The sequence below is a fragment of the Nocardia speluncae NBRC 108251 genome, assembly GCF_001613245.1.
GTDB lineage: Bacteria > Actinomycetota > Actinomycetes > Mycobacteriales > Mycobacteriaceae > Nocardia > Nocardia speluncae.
This window is the reverse complement of the sequence record NZ_BDBZ01000009.1, coordinates 43,136-61,054: the sequence shown is the minus strand read 5'-3', so window position 1 is coordinate 61,054 and position 17,919 is coordinate 43,136. Positions and strand designations below refer to the sequence as shown.

Sequence of the window (17,919 nt, the reverse complement as noted above, 5' to 3'; positions counted from 1 at the left end):
TGTACTATAAAATACAAAAAAAGGGCATACCGGCGCCGTCGCAACATCGCCACGCCTTCCTTTACGCTCTCAGCGACTCGAGGTGGAGGTCCGCGACCTTTCGCAACTCGGTGACTGCCGTACCCGACTGTGCGAGAACGCGTATACCGGAGATCGCCGAAACGATCATGAGCGCCGCCGCGCGCGGTGAGACGTCTGCGCGCAGGGAGCCGTCGAGGCGCCCCGCGCGCACCGCGCCCATCATGAGGGAGAGCTGCCCGTCGTGGAACCGGTCGAGGATCCGCTGCACCCGGGGCTCGCGGGTGCCGATATCGGGCGCCATGCGCGAAGCCACGATCATGCAGCCCGCCGCATGCCCGTCGCTCCTGGCCGCACGTTCCTCGTCGAGGACCAGTGCGAAAAGGGTCACGAGACGCTCGCCGCCGGGTAGATCGGCGTCGGCCAGAATCGACTCCTGCTGCTCCAGCGTGATGGAGATATGTCGCTCCAGAGAGCGAATGAACAGCTCGTCCTTCGAGGTGAAGGTGTTGTACAGGCTGCTACGACGCACACCGGCCGCCGCACAGAGCTGCTCTGTCGATGTATCCGCGAACCCGTGCACCCGGAACTGCTTCACGGATGCGTCGAGCACCGCTACTTCGTCGAACCCTCTCGGCCTGCCCATGTGCCATACCGTACCGCATTATGTACTTGAATATCCAAAAGCGGCGGGGCGCCGGCCCCGATGTGGCCGAGCTCGGGATTCAGGGCGCCGATCTCGCTGGTCGTGGTGTGCGGCAGCGGTGTCGGTTTCGGTTGCGAGACGGATGATAATGGGATGCATGCTCCGCACCGACCACCTGGCCCAGGCCGACCGGCATCCAGTTCGGATCGATACAACCCTCGGAACCGTCCGGTTTTCCGTCCTGCTCGGTTCGGAGGAGCTACCGGCCGAACCGGATACTGTATGGCGTTTGGCGAATGGTTCACACCTGTATCGATGGCGGCATCCGGCCGCAACGGTCGATGTACTGCTCGGTGGTATCGATGGACTGCCTTGGGGCGATGGGGCGCCGGTCCCGCTCTGGGCCGCGATCTGGCAGGTGCGGGCGCGCGCCGGGATATCCGGACTGGTGGTCTCGGCCCAACTGACCGATATGCCGGTCGATGCCGACAGCGGCCCGGACTCCGGCGAATGTCTCGCAGCCGTGAGCGCCGAGAACGAAGAATTCATGGTCTCGATCGGCGGCCCGGATTACGAACTACTCGCCGCCCAGGCCGTAGACGGCCGGCTGATTCCGGCCCGCTGGGCGCAGCTGCTGCCGGCCGATGAGGATGAAACGACCGTCGAATACGGTGTGCGATACACGGGTCCGGCCGGGGTTGCGTGGCATCTGCCCGGTCTGACCACGGCAGAAGTGGCCCGCCTGTGTATCACGACAGCGTGGTGCCCCCGAGACGACGATCGGCCCGCTGCCTGGTTCGCCGTCGACCTCCCGCTCGACACTGCATACCACCAGCTCGTCACCGATCCGAACTGACCATCCGGCGGGCGGGCGGCATCATCACCCGGTCGCCGGGCCCCGCTGCCGTCCTCGGATGGGGCGGGACGGCGGATACACGGTGCAGTGGAGAACAACGACCGTGCCCGGCGATTCGCCCGGTTCCGTGAGCGGCTGGGGTTCGAGATTTGCGAACTGCTTGTGGATCTGCAACAGAACCGAATATGTACAGGTCGAACGGTTGCGCGGAAAGCTCGCCCGCCATGCCGACGGCGGCGTCACGACGGAAACCTCCGGCAGCCGCATGAGCGTCTCAGCAGGCTCCCGCTCCCGGCGCCGACGGCCGGCTCGTCCGCCCGACCGGCAGGAGACAGCGCTGCAATGCTGCGCGGAGGGCCTGCCGGTCCGTGGCGTCCGGGTGGGGCGATGCAGTTGCCCACGCGACGTAGCAGTCCGGGCGCACGAACAGTGCGGTGGGCAATCCGGGTTGGGGGTGTGCGGTGACGATATCGAGTTGGTCATGCCATTCGGGCAGCGATTCCGCCCAGCCCGTATCGCCGGTCAGGTCGAGCAGCAGTGGCCGTGCGTTTTCGGTCAGCTCGGCCAGCCGGACGGCCCCCTCCGGAGTGAGCAGTTCCATGTCCGGGGCGAACCGGCCGATGAGTGGATGGGTATCGGGTCCACCCATGTCGTAGCGGATATCGGTGCCTGCAGTGAGAGCGGCGAGACGCTGCACCGTGCCCTGATCGTGGAGCAGTTCGGTGAACAGTTCGCGCAGGGCGGTGACATCGCTGCCCGGCCCGATCAGTGCGGATTGTGCCTGGGCGTAGGTGACCATGCGGGCGGCGGCCTGCCGGCGTTCTGTCTCGTAGCTGTCCAGCAACCCGACCGGGGCGCTGCCGCGGATATCGGCCGCGAGTTTCCAGCCCAGGTTGGCCGCATCCTGCAGGCCGAGGTTGAGCCCGGGACCGCCTCCCGCGGTGTAGATGTGGGCGGCGTCGCCGACCAGGAAGACGCGGCGGTCTCGGAATCGGTCGGCGATTCGGGTGTGGCCGCCGCTCAGTCGCCGCAGCACGTGCGGTCCCTGGCCGGCGGGCGGGCCGAGGGGTATGTCGGCGGCGAGTACGCGGTGGACGCTGGCGCGGAGTTCGCTGAGGCTCATGGGAGCGCCGGTATCGGGCTGGTCCCACTCGATCGTGCTGATCAGCGGCGGATGGCCGGGAAATGGCGCGTAGGAGAACCCCCCGTACTCGGTGCGCAGCGGCAGGAACGGCCGGATGGTCCCGTAACCGGGCACGGTCAGCGCACCGGTCGCCGGGTCCACCCAGTCGGACGGGACGGTGGCGTGCGCCGCCCGGCTGGTCGCGCGGTCGTAGCCGACACCGGGGAATCCGATGCCGGACAGTTTGCGGACGAGGCTGTGGGCCCCGTCCGCGCCGACGAGGTAGCGGGTACGCAGCCGGTAGGTTCCGGACGGGCCTGCGACGTCTACGGTGACCGCGTCGTCGTCTTGCGCCAGGCCGATGACCTCGTGTCCGCGCCGGATCTGCGCGCCGAGTTCGACAGCACGCTTTTCCAGGACCTCCGTGATGCGATGCTGTGGGACGGGCAGACCGTAGATCGGACTGTCGTCGAGCAGGCTCAGGTCCAGGGCCATCGCGGCGAACATGAAGTAGGTGGAGTTCGGTTGCGGCGGTGCCGGACTACCACTGAGCTGCTCGTAGAGGCCCCGCCGATCGACCAGTTGCACGACCTGGCCGAGTAGCCCGTTGGCTTTCGGTTCCTCGCTCGGTGTAGCCAGCCGCTCCAACACGAGCGGGCGGACACCGGCCAGACTCAGCTCGCAAGCCAGCATCAGCCCGTTCGGGCCACCTCCGCTGATCACAACATCGACGGTCATCAGTGTCTTCTTCCTTCTGTCCATGCCGCGACACGGTCAGCCGCGGCCCGGCTCCTGTCGGCCGGGGGTGAGAGCGCCAGACTAGAAGAGAAAACTGCGTGCACGCAACTTTGCGTACACGCAGTAAAAAATGGGATGCTGAGGCGGTGACGACACGACGGACAGGCTTGCGTGAGCAGAAGAAACAGGCCACCCGTGAGGCGCTGCGCACGGCGGCGCTTCGACTGGCACTCGAGCACGGACCGGACAATGTGCGCGTCGATGACATCGCAGCAGTGGCCGGCGTCTCACCGAGGACCTACAACAATTACTTCTCGAGTCGCGAACAGGCGATCGTCGCCGCTGTCACTTCCGAACGGGAAAGGCGGGTCGCAGCGGCAGTGGCCGGCCGGCCCGCCGCCCGCCTCGCCGACGCCGTCATCGACGCGATCGTGGATCAATACACCAGCCAAGGCGAATCCGACCGCGACGCGCTGCTGCTGATCATCACCCACCCCGCACTGCGTACCGCATTCGTTCATGCCCCCAGCGCGATCGAACACCCCCTCGCCGAGGCGATCGCCGAACGCATCGGCGATAGCGACCCGCACACCGCCCGCGTGCTCGCGGCCAGCGTAGCCGCCGCGGTTCGCGTAGCCCTCCAACAATGGCTGCAGCCCGCCGGCACTTCCCCAGCGATCAGTGGACTCGTCGTGCCATCCGGCGAATTACCGGACCTACTCCGTTCCACACTCGCACCACTGGCCCCCGCACTCGATGCCGCCGAAAAACGGCCACACCGCCGACATCAGTGAACTCCGAAACCATGGCTGCACCTACGCTCCGCAGTCCGGCTACAACCAGGCTCGGCCTCAGCCCACCGCCGCCAACGCCTTCCACGCCTTTCTGGAACGCGATCGGATCCGCGGAGCGGCGCATTCGATTCGCCGGCGCGCTTCGGAGGTACTGATCCGCAGCAGATCGCTCAACAGCTCCGCTGTGTCCCGATAGCCGGTGTCGGCAGCAAGACTACGGCGCTCGGCCTCGGCGACTGCGGCAACCATGGCGGCACCCAGCCGCCGCCGGTGGCGCTCGGTTTCGACGAGGGTCCGCAGCAAGTCGACATCGGCCAGTTCCGACCATCTCCGTGCCGGCGCATGCGATGCCGATGCAGTCGAATGTGTGTTCACGCCGCCGAGCCTACCCCACACATAGAACATATGTTCGATATACGGCCAGGCGGCACGGGTCGTGTCACCGGGGCATCCCGCTGACCGTCACACCCGCCTACGCAAGTTCACGACCGGTCTCGGCCCGCACCTGCCGCGAGCCGAGGTAAGGCAATTCCCCACCGCGCGTTGTTCCACAACCGCGTGATCGCACCGTATTTCGATCCCCACCCCCGGTCGGCTCCACGTAGGACGTTCGAGCACGCGGAGGATCCGGTACCCCACTGGAAACACACCGTGACGCTCGGCCACCGACTCCGCCACAGTCGAGTGGGGGCGAGCCACGGCTCGCCCCCACTCGATACGTCGATACGCACCCCGGTCCACACCCAGCTGCGCCGGGCTTGCGAGATTTCCCCACGGTGGCCCGCGGGGTCCAGTCATCGCACCGGCACCTTTTCACGTACTCGAATGAACGACCGTGGAGTACGGGAAGTCCGATGGATCGAGTCTTGTTGCCTTGCGGCCGAACTCGACTCAGTGGGCGGTCCGTCGCCGATGGATCGACCGGGCCACTGCCACAGGCAGACCCTCGAACGCCGGACCGCGCCCTCGATGAGTCACTCCACCCCCGGCACGAGGCTGAAGTCGACCGGGTGCCCCATCACCCCGATCCGCCAGGTTGCCAGTTCCCGGTATGCCGCAGAGTTGTACCACTCGCGGGCCGTTTGCCCGGAAGGGAACTCCAGCACGGCGGTCTTGGTGTAGGCAACTGCGCCCTCCAGCTTTTCGGGTGCCGCGAAGGCCAGCAGCCGACCGTCGAAGGGCATCAGGGTAGCGCCGACGTTGGCGAGGTAATGGCCCATCTCGCTGTCCGGGGTTGCATCGGTCCTGGTGACAACCACGTAGTGCATTCTCAGCTCCTTTTTCCATATCGAACTTTTCGATATCGAACTTTTAACAGTAGAAGCGTACGACATCTGTGTCAAACATTTCGATGTCAAAGTTTGCTAGATTGGACACCATGGGTGACGCCACCGACAAGATCGCCGAGCAGTGGGCCGCGGTACGGCCCGACCTCGACGCCACACCGGTCCACGTGGTGTTGCGGATCTTCCGCAGCTCGCGACTGTTGGATCAGCGGGTCAAGGAGCACTTCGCCGCCCACGGCCTGGAATCGTGGGAGTTCGACGTGCTGGCGACACTGCGGCGCGCCGGCAACAACGGCACGCTGCGGATGAGTGATCTGGCGGGGGCCGCGATGCTGTCACCGGCTGCGCTGACCAACCGGGTGGACCGGCTCGTCGCCAAAGGGCTGGTCGTTCGGACGACCCACCCCGACAACCGGCGGATCGTTCAGACCTCCCTCACCGAGCCGGGGCGTCAGCTGGTCGACACCCTGATCGCAGGCCACTTTTCCCACGAACGCGAGCTGGTCGATGGACTCACCGCCGCCGAACAGAGGCAGCTCGCCTCCCTGCTGCGCAAGCTGCTGGAGTCCCTGGGCGACGGGTCCGATCACTGAGAAATGCTCCAACCTGCGCCGACACCGGAACACCCGGTAGCGGAGGCCGGAGACGGTGACAGCGATCGCTCAACAGCTCCACTGTGTCCCGTCGTACAGGGCACAGCGAACATGGGAACGCACCCAACGGAGAAAAAAATGGCCACGCCCGAACATCGACTTCGGGGACGCCCGGGGCTGTCCTACCGGTTTGCCGAAGGTCTGAGCTGTCTCGGCATACCGGAGTCCGCTCAGGGCAGGATCGAGTCGATGTAGCCGCCATCCACGCGCACGGCGCCACCGGTGGTGGCCGAGGCGTACGGCGAGGCGAGGTAGACGACCAAATTGGCGATCTCTTCGGGCTCGATGAGGCGTTGCAGCAGCGATTGTGGGCGGTGGCGGACCATGAATTCGTGCTGAGCCTGCTCCCAGGGCAGGTCATCACCGACGAGTTCGCGGACGAAATCCTCGACGCCGCCGGTGTGGGTGGGTCCGGCGAGGACGGAGTTGACGGTGACACCGGTGCCGGCGGCATCTTTGGCGAATCCGCGGCCGATGGCGAGCAGCGAGGCCTTCGTCATTCCGTAGTGGATCATCTCGGCGGGAATCACTACGGCGGAATCGCTGGCGAGATTCAGCACGCGCCCCCAGCCCTGCTCTTTCATCCCGGGCAGATAGGCGCGGATGAGGCGCACAGCCGACAGGACATTGACCTCGAAGTAGCGACGCCATTCGGCGTCGTCGATCTCCAGCGGCGGGATAGCACCGAAGATGCCGAGGTTGTTGACGAGGATGTCGACCGCGGGGACGGCCGCCACGACAGCGGCCGCACCCTCTTCGGTGGCGAGATCGCCCACGGCGCCGGTGACCGCGTCACTGCCGGAATCGGTCCGCACCGTGGCGACTGCGCTGGTTACGCGGTCGGTTCCGCGACCGTTGATTACGACTTGCGCTCCGGCGCGGGCGAGTCCGGTGGCGATGGCCTGGCCGATGCCCTGGGTGGAGCCGGTGACCAGGGCGGTGCGGCCGGCGAGATCGATCTGCACGAGGCGTTCCCTTCGTCGTTGCGGGTTCCGTTGAAGCTATCCGGATCGGGCCCCGTAGAGGCCCGCGAGTGCGGTCATGCCGATATCGCTGAGCGGAAATCACGACGAACCAACGGGCAATGACAAACCCGAGCAGTTCGGGAGTCGAGTGCCGAATCGGAAACGGACACCGATCCGGCCTCGTAGCGTTGGGGTCAGGCGTCGGGGCCGAGGGTTTTCAGGGCAGCGGCCAACCGGGCACCGGCATCCGTTGCGACCGGGCGGAGTTGCGGGTCGCTGGTGACTTCGACCATGAGTTCGGGGTTCATGGCTTCCACGTGGATCAGACCGGCGTCGTCGGGGTCGCGGCGTACGACGACGTTGCAGGGCAGCAGCAGCCCGATCTGGCGGTTGATGCCGACCGCCTGCTGCGCCAGCGGCGGATTGCAGGCGCCGAGGATGCGGTAGTCCTCCATGTCGTGGCCGAGCTTGGTCTTCAACGTGGCTGCCATATCGATTTCGGTGAGGATGCCGAATCCTTGTCCGGCCAAGGCTTCCCGGACCGCGTCCACTGCGTCGTCGAAGCCGGTCTGCATTGTGGTCGACAGGGCGAGTTCCATGACGTGCACCTTTCTTTGTGTGAGTTGTCAGGCGTGGCCGCGCGGGCAGACTCCGGAGGTGATGCCCGCCCGGCGCATGAGCAGTGTGGCCGGGCACCAGCCCACCGCGCTGTAGAGCAGCAGGTTGGCTCCGACCAGCGCCGGCACGATGAGCCACCACGCCGATATCGTCGCGGCAGCCGCGGTGCCGGCCAGGACCAGTATCCCGGCCAGCAGCGGTACCAGCCGGGCAATGGTCCAGCCGCTGTCGGTCAGCGGTGAGCTCGGCATGAGTCTTCCTTTCCGAAGTCCGCCTTCACCCGTACCCGTAGGTCAGGCGAGGGCTAGGAACAGTTTTTCGAGTTCGGCCACGGTCAACGGGTCCCCGGACTTCTTCGACTCGTCGAGGCATTCACGCAGTCCCGTGGCCAGGATCTTGAACCCGGCCCGGTCCAGGGCACGTGAGACTGCCGCGAGCTGGGTGACCACGTCTTTGCAGTCGCGGCCCTGCTCGATCATGGCGATCACACCGGCGAGCTGACCGTGTGCGCGGCGCAACCGGTTGAGAACCTGAGCAATGCTTTCTTCGTCGCCGACCACGGCGTCCTCCTTCATATCCATCCGACCGCAACGATACCCCCGCGGGTATTTGAGCTGCGCTGTCAGTGATGAGCGAAACTGATCTTCGGCAGAACCCGGCGCATCCAGGACGGCGACCACCAGGCCGCACTCCCGGTCAGCCGCAGGATGACCGGCAGCAGGACCAGCCGGACGATCAGGGCGTCCAGCAGAACCGCGACACCGAGGATGATGCTCATTTCCTTCGGGGGCAGCGGTTCGGCGAGGGCGAAAGTGAAGAACACTGCGACCATGACCGCTGCTGCGGCAAAGATGACGCGCCCGGAATGGGCCAGCCCTTCCACTGCCGCGGTCTGGGCATCGCCGGTGCGCTCGAACTGTTCTTTGGCGCTGGCCAGCAGGAATACGGTGTAGTCCATCGCGATCGCGAAGATCATTGCGAAGAAGAACACCGGACCCCACCCGTCGAGGAAGCCCTGGGGAGTGAAGCCGAGCAGACCGGCGCCGTGGCCGTCCTGGAAGATCAGCTTCGCCACCCCGAACGCCGCGGCGGTGGAGCCGAGGCTGACCAGGGTCCCCAACGCGGCGATCAGCGGGGCCTGCAACGCCACCAGCAGCAACACGAACCCCAACACCAGAATCACCGAGACAACGATCGGCAGATAGTCGTTCAGGGCGTCCTGCAGGTCCAGGTTCTCCGCGGGTGCGCCGCCGACCAGGGCTTGGTCGGGCAACCGTTCCCGCAAGTCGTTCAGCACCGTGCCCATACGCTCGTCCGAGGGGTCCATGGCCGGCAGGGCCTGCATCATGACCCACCCGGGATCGCCGGCAGCCGGCTGTGCGGGTGTCACCATTGCGATCCCCGATCCCGCCGCCGCCCCGGCGGTGCTTTCGGCCTGATCGGTGGGGGCGATGATCTGCAGCGCACCGGGCGCGCCTTCACCCAGCTGGCGCTGAACCAGCTCATAGCCCTGCCGCACCGGCGCGTCGTCGGGCACCACCTGAATCGAGGGCATCGCGACCTTCAACCCGAGAACCGGCAATGCCAGCACGATCAACACTCCTGCCCCCGCAATGGCGAACGGCCACGGGCGCTTGTGCAGGAGCCGTCCCCACTGGGCGAACCGGGGCGAGCGGTGTTGCTGACGGGTCGCATACGGTAAGGCCGCCGCATTGATCCGGCCCCCGAGCGCGCCCAGCGCGGCCGGCAGCAATGTCAATGTCGCGGCCAGAACGAACACGACTGCAAGCATGATCCCCACCGCCATCGTGCGCACCGCCGGCGCCGGAACCAGCAATACTGCCGAGAGGCTCACCAGCACAGTCAGACCCGACAACACCACAGCCTTACCCGCGGTGGCCATCGTCTCGGCGACTGCACGCCGCGCATCGGCGGTCTTGCGCAGCGCATCACGGAACCGGGCCACCATGAAGAGTGCGTAGTCGATACCCAGTGCGAGCGCGAACATCATGGCGAAGTTCATCGCCCATACCGAAATCGGCGTCACCTGGTTCAGCAACACCAGTCCACCGGCCGATGCCACCAATCCGGCAACGGTCAACAGCAACGGCAAACCCGCCGCGACCAGCGAACCGAAGGCGAGCACCATGATCAGCAGCGTGACCGGCCACGAAATCAGTTCCGCCTGGATCATCGCATCGTGATTGGCTTTGTTGAAATCACTCCACAACGCCGAGGCCCCGGTCGGATACACCTCGACGCCCTCGTCGGAGAGCGCTGTCAACTCGGCTTTGTGCTCGTCGACGGCGCGCACCATATCGTCGGCCGACGCGTTCGCACCCGCGATCAGAATCCCGGTATGCCCGTCCGGGCTGATAGTCATTCCCGGCTGCGGGTCGATCACCGCCCCGAACCGGGAATCACCGGCGAATACCGCGGAAGCCTCGTCCAGGACGGTCTGCATCTGCGGATCGGAGATCTTGGCGGTATCGGAGTGCACCACCACCTGCACCGCCGCCGAGGAATTGCCGCCGAAATGCTGCTGCGCCAACTCCCGGACCTGCACTGATTCCGACCCGTTGGCCTGCCACCCGGCACCGGCCAATGAGCTGAACACACTCGGCGCCGCAGCCCCCAGCGCTACCAGCACCACCAGCCACACACCGAACACCAGCCGGGCACGACCGGCCATCGCAGACCCGAGTCGCGCCAGCATCCCGTCCTGCCCCGGCTCAGCCGAGCCCGGCGGCCGAGCCGTCGTCGTCTCCGTCATGTTCCTTCGCCTCTCCGGTCGCGCTTCCTGGTCGACAAGCCTGATTAATACCCCCAGGGGTATCCAACTCGATCCAATATATACCCCCCGGGGTATTGGAAGGTGCGATACTCACCACAGTCGGCGACAACAAGGCCCTGGCAGCGGCGAGTACAGGCAGGACCGGAATCCGAGCGTGTACACCGGCCGGAGCGGCAGCCACGCCCGCAGCCGCGATATCCGGCCGCCGAGCCCCCGGAGATCAGCGGTCGCTGATCGGCAGCTCGATGGTGAATTGCGCTCCCTGCCCGAGGCCGCCGCTGTATGCCCGGATCCGGCCGTCGTGGGCTTCGACGAGAGCGCGGGTGATCGTCAGGCCGATGCCACTACCCCCGTGGCGGCGGTCGCGGGCGGTATCGGCTCGGTAGAAGCGGTCGAAGAGATGGTCGAGATGGTCGGAAGCGATACCTTCCCCGGTATCGGTAACGGTGATCTCGACGTGCCGGTGACCTGTTCGCCGGGTACTGAGGGTGACCGCGCCTCCACTCGAAGTGTGGCGCAGGGCATTGTCGAGCAGGTTGCCCAGTACTTGGCCGATCCGGTCCGGATCGACGGACACGACGGCGGAATCCTGGATATGAGTGCGGAGTGCGACACCTTTGTTGTCGTACCGCTCCTGCGCGGCCCGCACCGCGTGGATGACCAGCGCCGCGGTGGTTGTGGGCACCGGCCGGATCCGGGTGAGGTGTTCCTCGGCGCGGGAGACGGCGGTGATGTCTTCGACGAGGCGTTCGAGCCGGTCGGTGGCCGAGCGCAGGACCTGCCGGGTGTCGTCGTCGAAAGTGCGGACACCGTCCTCGAGCGCTTCGAGGTAGGAGTCGAGGGTGGCGATCGGGGTGCGCATTTCGTGGCCGAGGTCGGCCAGCATTCTGCGACGGGTGGTTTCGGTGGCGTCGAGGCGGCGGGTGAGTTCGTTGACGGTCACGGCGAGTTCGTCGAATTCGCGGCCGAGCCCGGGGCTGTGTACGCGGGTGTCGTACCGGCCGCCCGCGATCCGGGCCGTGGACGTGGTCACAGCGATCAGCGAACGCTGGACTCGCCGGGTGATGTACCAGCTCACCGCCAAGGCCAGCAGTACCGCGATCGCGACCGCCAGCCCCCAGGCGAGCACGATCGACTGGGTGAACGCTTCCTCGACGTGAGCAGCCTGGCTCGAATCGTGGATACCGGCCTGACCGAGGTGGTCGTGGAAGATACCGGGGGCCAGCGCCGAGGCGACCAACCAGGCGCTGACGGCGCATCCGATCACCACCACGGTCAGTGCGACGAACAGGCGGGTTCCGAAACTCGACCCTGCCGCAGGCTCGGCCGCCACGGGGGCGGCATCGGGTTCGCGAGGCCGGGCGGTCATGCTCCGCTGCCCATCCGATAGCCCACGCCGCGGACGGTACGCACGTAACGGCCGCGGGTGGCATCATCACCGAGCTTGCGGCGCAGATGACCGATGTGCACGTCCACCAGGTGCTCGTCACCGACCCAGCTCGGGCCCCATACCGCGCCGATCAGCTGGGCTCGGGTCAGCACCACCCCCGGATCGCGCGCCAGGGCGGCGAGGACGTCGAACTCGGTGCGGGTGAGCGCCACGGGCGCGCCCCCGACTGTGACCTCGCGCCCATCGGCATCGATGGCCAGATCGCCGAAGATACGGGCCTGCATGGCGGCCACGGCGTTCGCCGGCCGGGTGGTGCTGGTGCGTGGGCGGCGCATCATGGCCTGGATGCGGGCCATCAGCTCGCGGGGGCTGAACGGCTTGGTCATGTAGTCGTCGGCACCGACAGACAGTCCGATGAGCGTGTCGACCTCCTCGGCCCGAGCTGTGAGTATCACGACGTAGGCATCGGAGAAGGTGCGCAACTGCCGGCACACCTCGACCCCGTCCAGCCCCGGCAGCCCCAGGTCGAGAACCACAACATCCGGATCGACCTCCCGGGCGAGCGAGACTGCCTCGTGGCCGTCCCCGGTGATCGTGGCGTCGAACCCGTCGCGCTCCAGATAGCTGCCGACCAGATTCGCCAGCGCCGCCTCGTCCTCGACGACCATGGCGCGCAGCCCGGTGGGCGGGCGCTGCGCCGGCCCGGTGTCGCGAGCCGGCGCGGGGGTTCGAGCAGTGGTGGCCATGCTGTTCATCATCACCAGACCACGGTGGCGTCGACACCGCGGTGCGGCTTCTTGAGCAAATCTTCATACGACCTCTACCGAAGTACCGCGACAACCGCACCAAGCTGGGCACCGGACCCGAGAACGAGGCGCAGACCAGCGAGGCCACCGACGGCAACCGGAGGGGACACTTTTGTGGGTGAGCCGAGCCGTCGGCCCTTCCTGGCCGGGTCAGTGCTCGCGGGTGCCGGCGGCCTGCGCCGGGTCGGGCCTGGCCAATGGATGATGCACTGCCACAACGCATACCACCAATAAGCCCGCAATGATGACCACCGTTTCCTACCGAACATTGGCCCGGCACACACGACGTGCCGGGCCCGACCGCTGGTTCACCTGTTCTGCGAACACTCGAGAAAGGATCTGCTCATGACCAACACGATCAAGTCCCTCGCCGTCGGCGCCACCGCGCTCGCGGTGGCATTCACTGTGGCCGCCTGCGGTGATTCCGACACCGACACCACTACCGCTACCACCCCGAGCGCCGCGGTATCGGCGACAACCCCGGCCGCCGAGGACGCCGGCGCCCATAACCCGGCCGATGTGATGTTCGCGCAGATGATGCTCCCGCACCACGCTCAGGCCATCGAGATGAGCGATATTCTGCTGGCCAAACAAGGCATTCCTGAACCGGTGACCGCCCTGGCCACCCAGATCAAAGCCGCCCAGGGCCCGGAAATCGACCAGCTCACCACCTGGCTCGGTGAGTGGGGCGAACCCACCGAGATGCCCAGCTCTATGCCCGGCCACGACATGCCCGACGGCCATGAAATGGAAGGGATGATGAGTGCCGAAGATATGCAGGCGCTGTCCGACGCGCAGGGCACCGAGGCTGCTCGGCTGTTCCTCACCCAGATGATCGCCCACCACGAAGGCGCCGTCGATATGGCGCAGGACGAGATCGAGGACGGACAGTTCCCCGAGGCCGTGCAGATGGCTCGCACCATCGTCGATACCCAGCAGCAAGAAATCGACACCATGCGCCAACTGCTGACCACCCTGTAACAACCCGCTCGATTCCGCAGGGCCCCGACCAGGTAGGAGGCTTCGCGATGTCGCATCCCGAGCACCGGCACCCCCAGCAGGACCCGCCGTCCGCCGGGCACGACCACGGCATATCCACTCGAGGCGCACCGCCGGATGCCCGGGACCGGCACACCGGCCACGGCGGTCACGGCGAGGGCGGTGGCCATGATCGGCATGCCGGGCACGGGGCCCACGGGGAGATGTTCCGCCGCCGGTTCTGGATCAGCCTGGTCCTGTCGGTGCCGGTCGTCGGGTTCAGTCATATGGTCGCCGATCTGATGGGTTACCACCTGCCGGATTTCCCGGGGGTCTCGTGGGTTCCGCCGGTCCTGGGCACGGTGATCTTCTTCTACGGTGGGATGCCGTTCCTCACCGGTGGCCGGACCGAGCTGCGCTCCCGCCGCCCGGGGATGATGCTGCTGATCGCGATGGCTATCACGGTCGCGTTCGCCGCCTCCTGGGTCACCACGCTCGGGCTGGGCGGGTTCGACCTGGACTTCTGGTGGGAACTGGCCCTGCTGATCGTCATCATGCTGCTGGGGCACTGGCTGGAGATGCGGGCGCTGGGTTCGGCGTCCGGCGCGCTCGACGCCCTGGCTGCGATGCTGCCGGACACCGCGGAGAAGATCACCGACGGCGGTGTCATCGAGGTACCGCTGACTCAGCTGTCCCGCGGTGACCTGGTGCTGGTGCGGGCCGGGGCCCGGGTACCCGCCGACGGCACGGTCACCGACGGGCGCGCCGAGGTCGACGAATCCATGATCACCGGTGAGTCCAAAACCGTGAGCCGCGATATCGGCGAAACCGTGGTCGCCGGCACCGTCGCCACCGACAGCGCCCTGCGTGTGCGGATCACCGCGGTCGGCGAGGACACCGCCTTGGCCGGTATCCAGCGTATGGTCGCCGACGCCCAAGCCTCTTCCTCGCGCGCGCAGGCGCTCGCGGACAAAGCCGCCGCGTTCCTGTTCTATTTCGCCTCCGGTACCGGCGTACTGACATTCGTGATCTGGGCGCTGCTCGGCAACCTCGACGAGGCCGTGGTGCGCACGGTGACCGTCCTCGTCATCGCCTGCCCGCACGCCCTGGGTCTGGCGATTCCGCTGGTCATCGCGATCTCCACCGAACGCGCCGCGAAAGCCGGGGTACTGGTCAAAGACCGTCTCGCGCTCGAACACATGCGCACCGTCGATGTGGTGCTGTTCGACAAGACCGGCACCCTGACCCAGGGCCGTCACCAGCTCACCGGAGTCACCGCCACCACCGGCATCAGCGACGAGCATCTGCTCGCGCTCGCCGCAGCCGTCGAAGCCGATAGCGAACACCCCCTCGCGCGGGCCATCGTCGCTGCCGCCGAAACGCGTGTTCCGGACGCGGAAAAACTTTCCGCCACCGATTTCCGGTCGGTACCCGGCCGCGGGGTACGCGCGGTCGTCGACGGTACCGCGGTGAGCGTCGGCGGCCCGGCCATGCTCGCCGATTCAGGATTACCGGTCCCCGATGACGTCGCCACCGTCACTTCCGGCTGGGTACAACGCGGCGCCTCGGTGCTGCATATCGTTCACGGCGATCGCGTACTCGGCGCCATTGCACTCGAAGACGCCGTCCGCGACGAATCCCGCCGAGCCATCGACGCGTTGCACGCCCGCGGTGTGAAGGTCGCGATGATCACCGGCGACGCCCGTCAGGTCGCCGACGCCGTCGCCGCCGACCTCGGTATCGACGAAGTGTTCGCCGAAGTCCTGCCCGAACACAAAGACGCGAAGGTCACCGAACTGCACAATCGCGGGCACAAGGTCGCGATGGTGGGTGACGGCGTCAACGACGCGCCTGCCCTCGCCCGCGCCGATGTCGGGGTGGCGATCGGCGCCGGCACCGATGTCGCCATCGAATCCGCCGGGGTCGTCCTCGCCGCGAACGACCCCCGCGCGGTGCTGTCGATCATCGAACTGTCCCACGCCAGTTACCGGAAAATGTGGCAGAACCTGCTCTGGGCCACCGGCTACAACATCATCGCCGTCCCGCTGGCCGCCGGTGTGCTGGCCTTCGCCGGCATCGCGATCTCCCCCGCCGTCGCCGCAGTGCTCATGTCGGTGTCCACCATCGTCGTCGCGCTCAACGCCCAACTGCTGCGCAACCTCGATCTCGACCCCGCCCGCCTGACCCGTACCCGAACATCTCCGGCCGTCCCCTGAAACGGGCCCCACCCCCACATGTCCCGATCACCCCTGCCCATCCGGGCGCGTGCCCTCGCTCCGCTGATAGCGGTCACCGTGCTCGTCGGCTGTTCGGCCACCGAGCAAACCGCCACAACATCCATACCGCCGGCACCGTCGCCGGTATCGGCGCCCGGCGTGACATTGACACCGCCACTGGACCACCTGCACGGCCTGCACCTGACGGCTGCCGGAACAGTGCCGGCCGGCACACACACCGGCGTTCGCTCTCGCCGACGACGGCAACACCACCCGAATCGGCACCTCCGACGACGACTTCATGGGATTGACCGGTACCCCGGGCACCGATCACCTTTTCGCCTCCGGACACCCTGGACCATCGAGCACCGCGCCGAATCCACTGGGCCTCACCGAAAGCACGGACGCCGGTAGCAGCTGGACACCACCGGCACCGCCTGGCGCAGCCGTACCGCGGCCGGGAGTGGGAGCAACGCGCCGTCGTCGCGCGCGCCGAAGCAGTACTGGCCGTCGACTTCGACACCGCCTACGCCGCGACCGCGCAAACACTTCACCCGCTGAACTGACTCGAACGCCACCGGCAGCGCCCGCATGAACGACACCGCATGGTTTGCGTTCTCCGGGGTCTATACGGCATCTTTACAGCAGGAGAGCCGGGAAGTCTGGTCGGCACACCTGGCCTGGACACGGGCCGGGGTCGCCGCCGACGAAAGATGCCCCTCGCCGATGCGTTCTCCTCGCTCCCGCCCTACCCTGTTCGCTCGCGGTTCCTGGCCCGAAGCTCGGCGGATCACCGCGCTTCTGCGCACCGAGACCGCCGGTGGCGTGCTGTTGATCATCGCCGCGGCCGGCGGTTTGATCTGGGCCAACACCCCCTGGTCAGGCGCCTACGATGCGCTTCGCGACTTCCAGCTCGGACCGTCGGCCCTGCATCTGGACCTTTCGCTGGCGACCTGGGCCGCCGACGGGTTGCTGGCAGTGTTCTTCTTCGTCGTCGGCCTCGAACTCAAACGCGAATTCGTCGCCGGCGATCTCCGCGATCCGCGCCGGGCGGCGCTGCCGGTGGTGGCCGCGGTCGGCGGCATGATCGGACCGGCGGCGATCTTCCTGGCCTTCAACCTCGGCAACGGCGATGCGGTGCAGGGGTGGGCGATTCCTACGGCCACCGATATCGCCTTCGCGCTGGCAGTACTCGCCGTGGTGAGCTCGCACCTGCCCACCGCCTTGCGTACCTTCCTGCTCACACTCGCTGTGGTCGACGACCTGCTCGCGGTGACGATCATCGCGATCTTCTACACCGACGAACTCCAGCTGCCCTATCTCGGGTTGGCGCTGCTCCCGTTGGCCGCCTTCGCCGTCGCTGTCCAGCGGGGGGTCCGGTCGGTGTGGGTGCTGGTACCGCTGGCGTTGCTCACGTGGTGGCTGGTGCACGAATCCGGTGTGCACGCGACGGTCGCCGGCGTTCTGCTGGGCTTCACCGTGCCCGTGCTCACCACACGTTCCGGTAACGGTGATCCCTCGGCGCAGGACCCTGGGCTCGCCGAATGGTTCGAACATCGGATCCGGCCGCTGTCCGCCGGCGTCGCGGTACCGATTTTCGCGTTCTTCGCCGCCGGGGTCACCGTCGGCGGGCTCGACGGGATGGTCGATTCGCTCACCGATCGGGTCACTCTCGGAATCGTCGTAGGTCTGGTTGCCGGTAAGGCACTGGGAATTCTGGTCACCACCTTCGCCACCGCCAAACTGACCCGTGCCGAATTGGACGCCGACCTGAGCTGGGTGGACGTTGTCGGGGTAGCCCTGCTCGGTGGTATCGGATTCACGGTCTCGCTGCTGATCGGAGAACTGGCCTTCGCCGATCAGCCGCGGTGGGAAGACCACGTCCGCATCGGTGTCCTTGTCGGCACCCTCGTCGCGGCGTTCCTGGCCACCGTGGTGTTGCGGCTGCGCAACCGTGTCTACCGCCGGATCGCCGAAGAAGAGACTCGCGATGACGACCACGACGGCGTTCCCGACATCTACCAGCAGGGGTCCTGAC

The 17,919-nt window shown here is 66.9% G+C and carries 17 protein-coding genes; 6 read left to right on the top strand and 11 right to left on the bottom strand.

Going from position 1 to position 17,919, the window contains the following annotated elements; all coding sequences use genetic code 11:
* Nucleotides 1-61: 61 nt before the first annotated feature.
* Complete coding sequence (locus NS6_RS12525) at nucleotides 62-664, bottom strand: TetR/AcrR family transcriptional regulator (RefSeq protein WP_068040867.1); 603 nt, start codon at nucleotides 662-664, stop codon at nucleotides 62-64.
* A 157-nt stretch (nucleotides 665-821) separates the two neighbouring features.
* Here NS6_RS12525 and NS6_RS12520 point away from each other — a divergent pair, with 157 nt between their 5' ends.
* Nucleotides 822-1,520 (top strand): hypothetical protein, encoded by a 699-nt coding sequence (locus NS6_RS12520; protein ID WP_068040865.1) that lies wholly within the window; start codon nucleotides 822-824, stop codon nucleotides 1,518-1,520.
* A gap of 274 nt (nucleotides 1,521-1,794) precedes the next feature.
* On the opposite strand, the gene NS6_RS12510 is transcribed toward NS6_RS12520, so the two are convergent.
* Entirely contained in the window at nucleotides 1,795-3,381 is a 1,587-nt protein-coding gene (locus NS6_RS12510) for an FAD-dependent monooxygenase (RefSeq protein ID WP_068041037.1), read from the bottom strand.
* A gap of 146 nt (nucleotides 3,382-3,527) precedes the next feature.
* Between NS6_RS12510 and NS6_RS12505 the strand changes: the two genes are divergently transcribed.
* Nucleotides 3,528-4,175: a TetR/AcrR family transcriptional regulator gene (locus NS6_RS12505; protein WP_068040860.1), complete on the top strand. Its 648-nt coding sequence runs from the start codon at nucleotides 3,528-3,530 to the stop codon at nucleotides 4,173-4,175.
* A 57-nt stretch (nucleotides 4,176-4,232) separates the two neighbouring features.
* Here the strand turns inward: NS6_RS12505 and NS6_RS12500 are convergent, their stop codons facing one another.
* Nucleotides 4,233-4,550, bottom strand: coding sequence for a DUF222 domain-containing protein (locus NS6_RS12500; RefSeq protein ID WP_245669293.1), 318 nt, complete (start codon nucleotides 4,548-4,550; stop codon nucleotides 4,233-4,235).
* Nucleotides 4,551-5,149: 599 nt separating this feature from the next.
* Entirely contained in the window at nucleotides 5,150-5,443 is a 294-nt protein-coding gene (locus tag NS6_RS12495; protein WP_068040856.1) for a DUF1330 domain-containing protein, read from the bottom strand.
* Nucleotides 5,444-5,553: 110 nt separating this feature from the next.
* Between NS6_RS12495 and NS6_RS12490 the strand changes: the two genes are divergently transcribed.
* Nucleotides 5,554-6,054 carry a MarR family winged helix-turn-helix transcriptional regulator gene (locus NS6_RS12490; RefSeq protein ID WP_068040854.1) on the top strand — a complete coding sequence of 167 codons (501 nt, stop codon included), beginning with the start codon at nucleotides 5,554-5,556 and terminating at the stop codon, nucleotides 6,052-6,054.
* 230 nt (nucleotides 6,055-6,284) lie between these two features.
* Here the strand turns inward: NS6_RS12490 and NS6_RS12485 are convergent, their stop codons facing one another.
* The 7 genes from NS6_RS12485 to NS6_RS12455 form a co-directional block, all read right to left on the bottom strand.
* Nucleotides 6,285-7,079, bottom strand: coding sequence for an SDR family NAD(P)-dependent oxidoreductase (locus NS6_RS12485; RefSeq protein ID WP_068040852.1), 795 nt, complete (start codon nucleotides 7,077-7,079; stop codon nucleotides 6,285-6,287).
* A gap of 194 nt (nucleotides 7,080-7,273) precedes the next feature.
* Nucleotides 7,274-7,678 (bottom strand): DUF302 domain-containing protein, encoded by a 405-nt coding sequence (locus tag NS6_RS12480; protein ID WP_068040850.1) that lies wholly within the window; start codon nucleotides 7,676-7,678, stop codon nucleotides 7,274-7,276.
* A gap of 27 nt (nucleotides 7,679-7,705) precedes the next feature.
* Nucleotides 7,706-7,948, bottom strand: a complete 243-nt coding sequence (locus NS6_RS12475) for a YgaP family membrane protein (RefSeq protein ID WP_084470995.1) — start codon at nucleotides 7,946-7,948, stop codon at nucleotides 7,706-7,708.
* A gap of 42 nt (nucleotides 7,949-7,990) precedes the next feature.
* Nucleotides 7,991-8,257, bottom strand: coding sequence for a metal-sensitive transcriptional regulator (locus NS6_RS12470; RefSeq protein WP_068041033.1), 267 nt, complete (start codon nucleotides 8,255-8,257; stop codon nucleotides 7,991-7,993).
* A 62-nt stretch (nucleotides 8,258-8,319) separates the two neighbouring features.
* Nucleotides 8,320-10,470, bottom strand: coding sequence for an MMPL family transporter (locus tag NS6_RS12465; RefSeq protein ID WP_084470994.1), 2,151 nt, complete (start codon nucleotides 10,468-10,470; stop codon nucleotides 8,320-8,322).
* Nucleotides 10,471-10,711: 241 nt separating this feature from the next.
* Nucleotides 10,712-11,860 carry a sensor histidine kinase gene (locus tag NS6_RS12460; protein WP_068040847.1) on the bottom strand — a complete coding sequence of 383 codons (1,149 nt, stop codon included), beginning with the start codon at nucleotides 11,858-11,860 and terminating at the stop codon, nucleotides 10,712-10,714.
* Nucleotides 11,857-12,549, bottom strand: a complete 693-nt coding sequence (locus NS6_RS12455) for a response regulator (RefSeq protein ID WP_068041032.1) — start codon at nucleotides 12,547-12,549, stop codon at nucleotides 11,857-11,859. Before NS6_RS12455 ends, NS6_RS12460 begins: the two co-directional genes overlap by 4 nt.
* A gap of 483 nt (nucleotides 12,550-13,032) precedes the next feature.
* Between NS6_RS12455 and NS6_RS12450 the strand changes: the two genes are divergently transcribed.
* The 3 genes from NS6_RS12450 to nhaA all read left to right on the top strand — a co-directional run bounded on the left by NS6_RS12450 (nucleotide 13,033) and on the right by nhaA (nucleotide 17,918).
* A complete protein-coding gene (locus tag NS6_RS12450) occupies nucleotides 13,033-13,668 on the top strand; it encodes a DUF305 domain-containing protein (RefSeq protein ID WP_068040844.1) in 636 nt (211 codons plus the stop codon).
* A gap of 47 nt (nucleotides 13,669-13,715) precedes the next feature.
* Nucleotides 13,716-15,881, top strand: a complete 2,166-nt coding sequence (locus tag NS6_RS12445) for a heavy metal translocating P-type ATPase (protein WP_084470993.1) — start codon at nucleotides 13,716-13,718, stop codon at nucleotides 15,879-15,881.
* 726 nt (nucleotides 15,882-16,607) lie between these two features.
* A complete protein-coding gene (nhaA, locus tag NS6_RS12435) occupies nucleotides 16,608-17,918 on the top strand; it encodes a Na+/H+ antiporter NhaA (RefSeq protein WP_068041026.1) in 1,311 nt (436 codons plus the stop codon).
* Nucleotide 17,919: the final 1 nt, after the last annotated feature.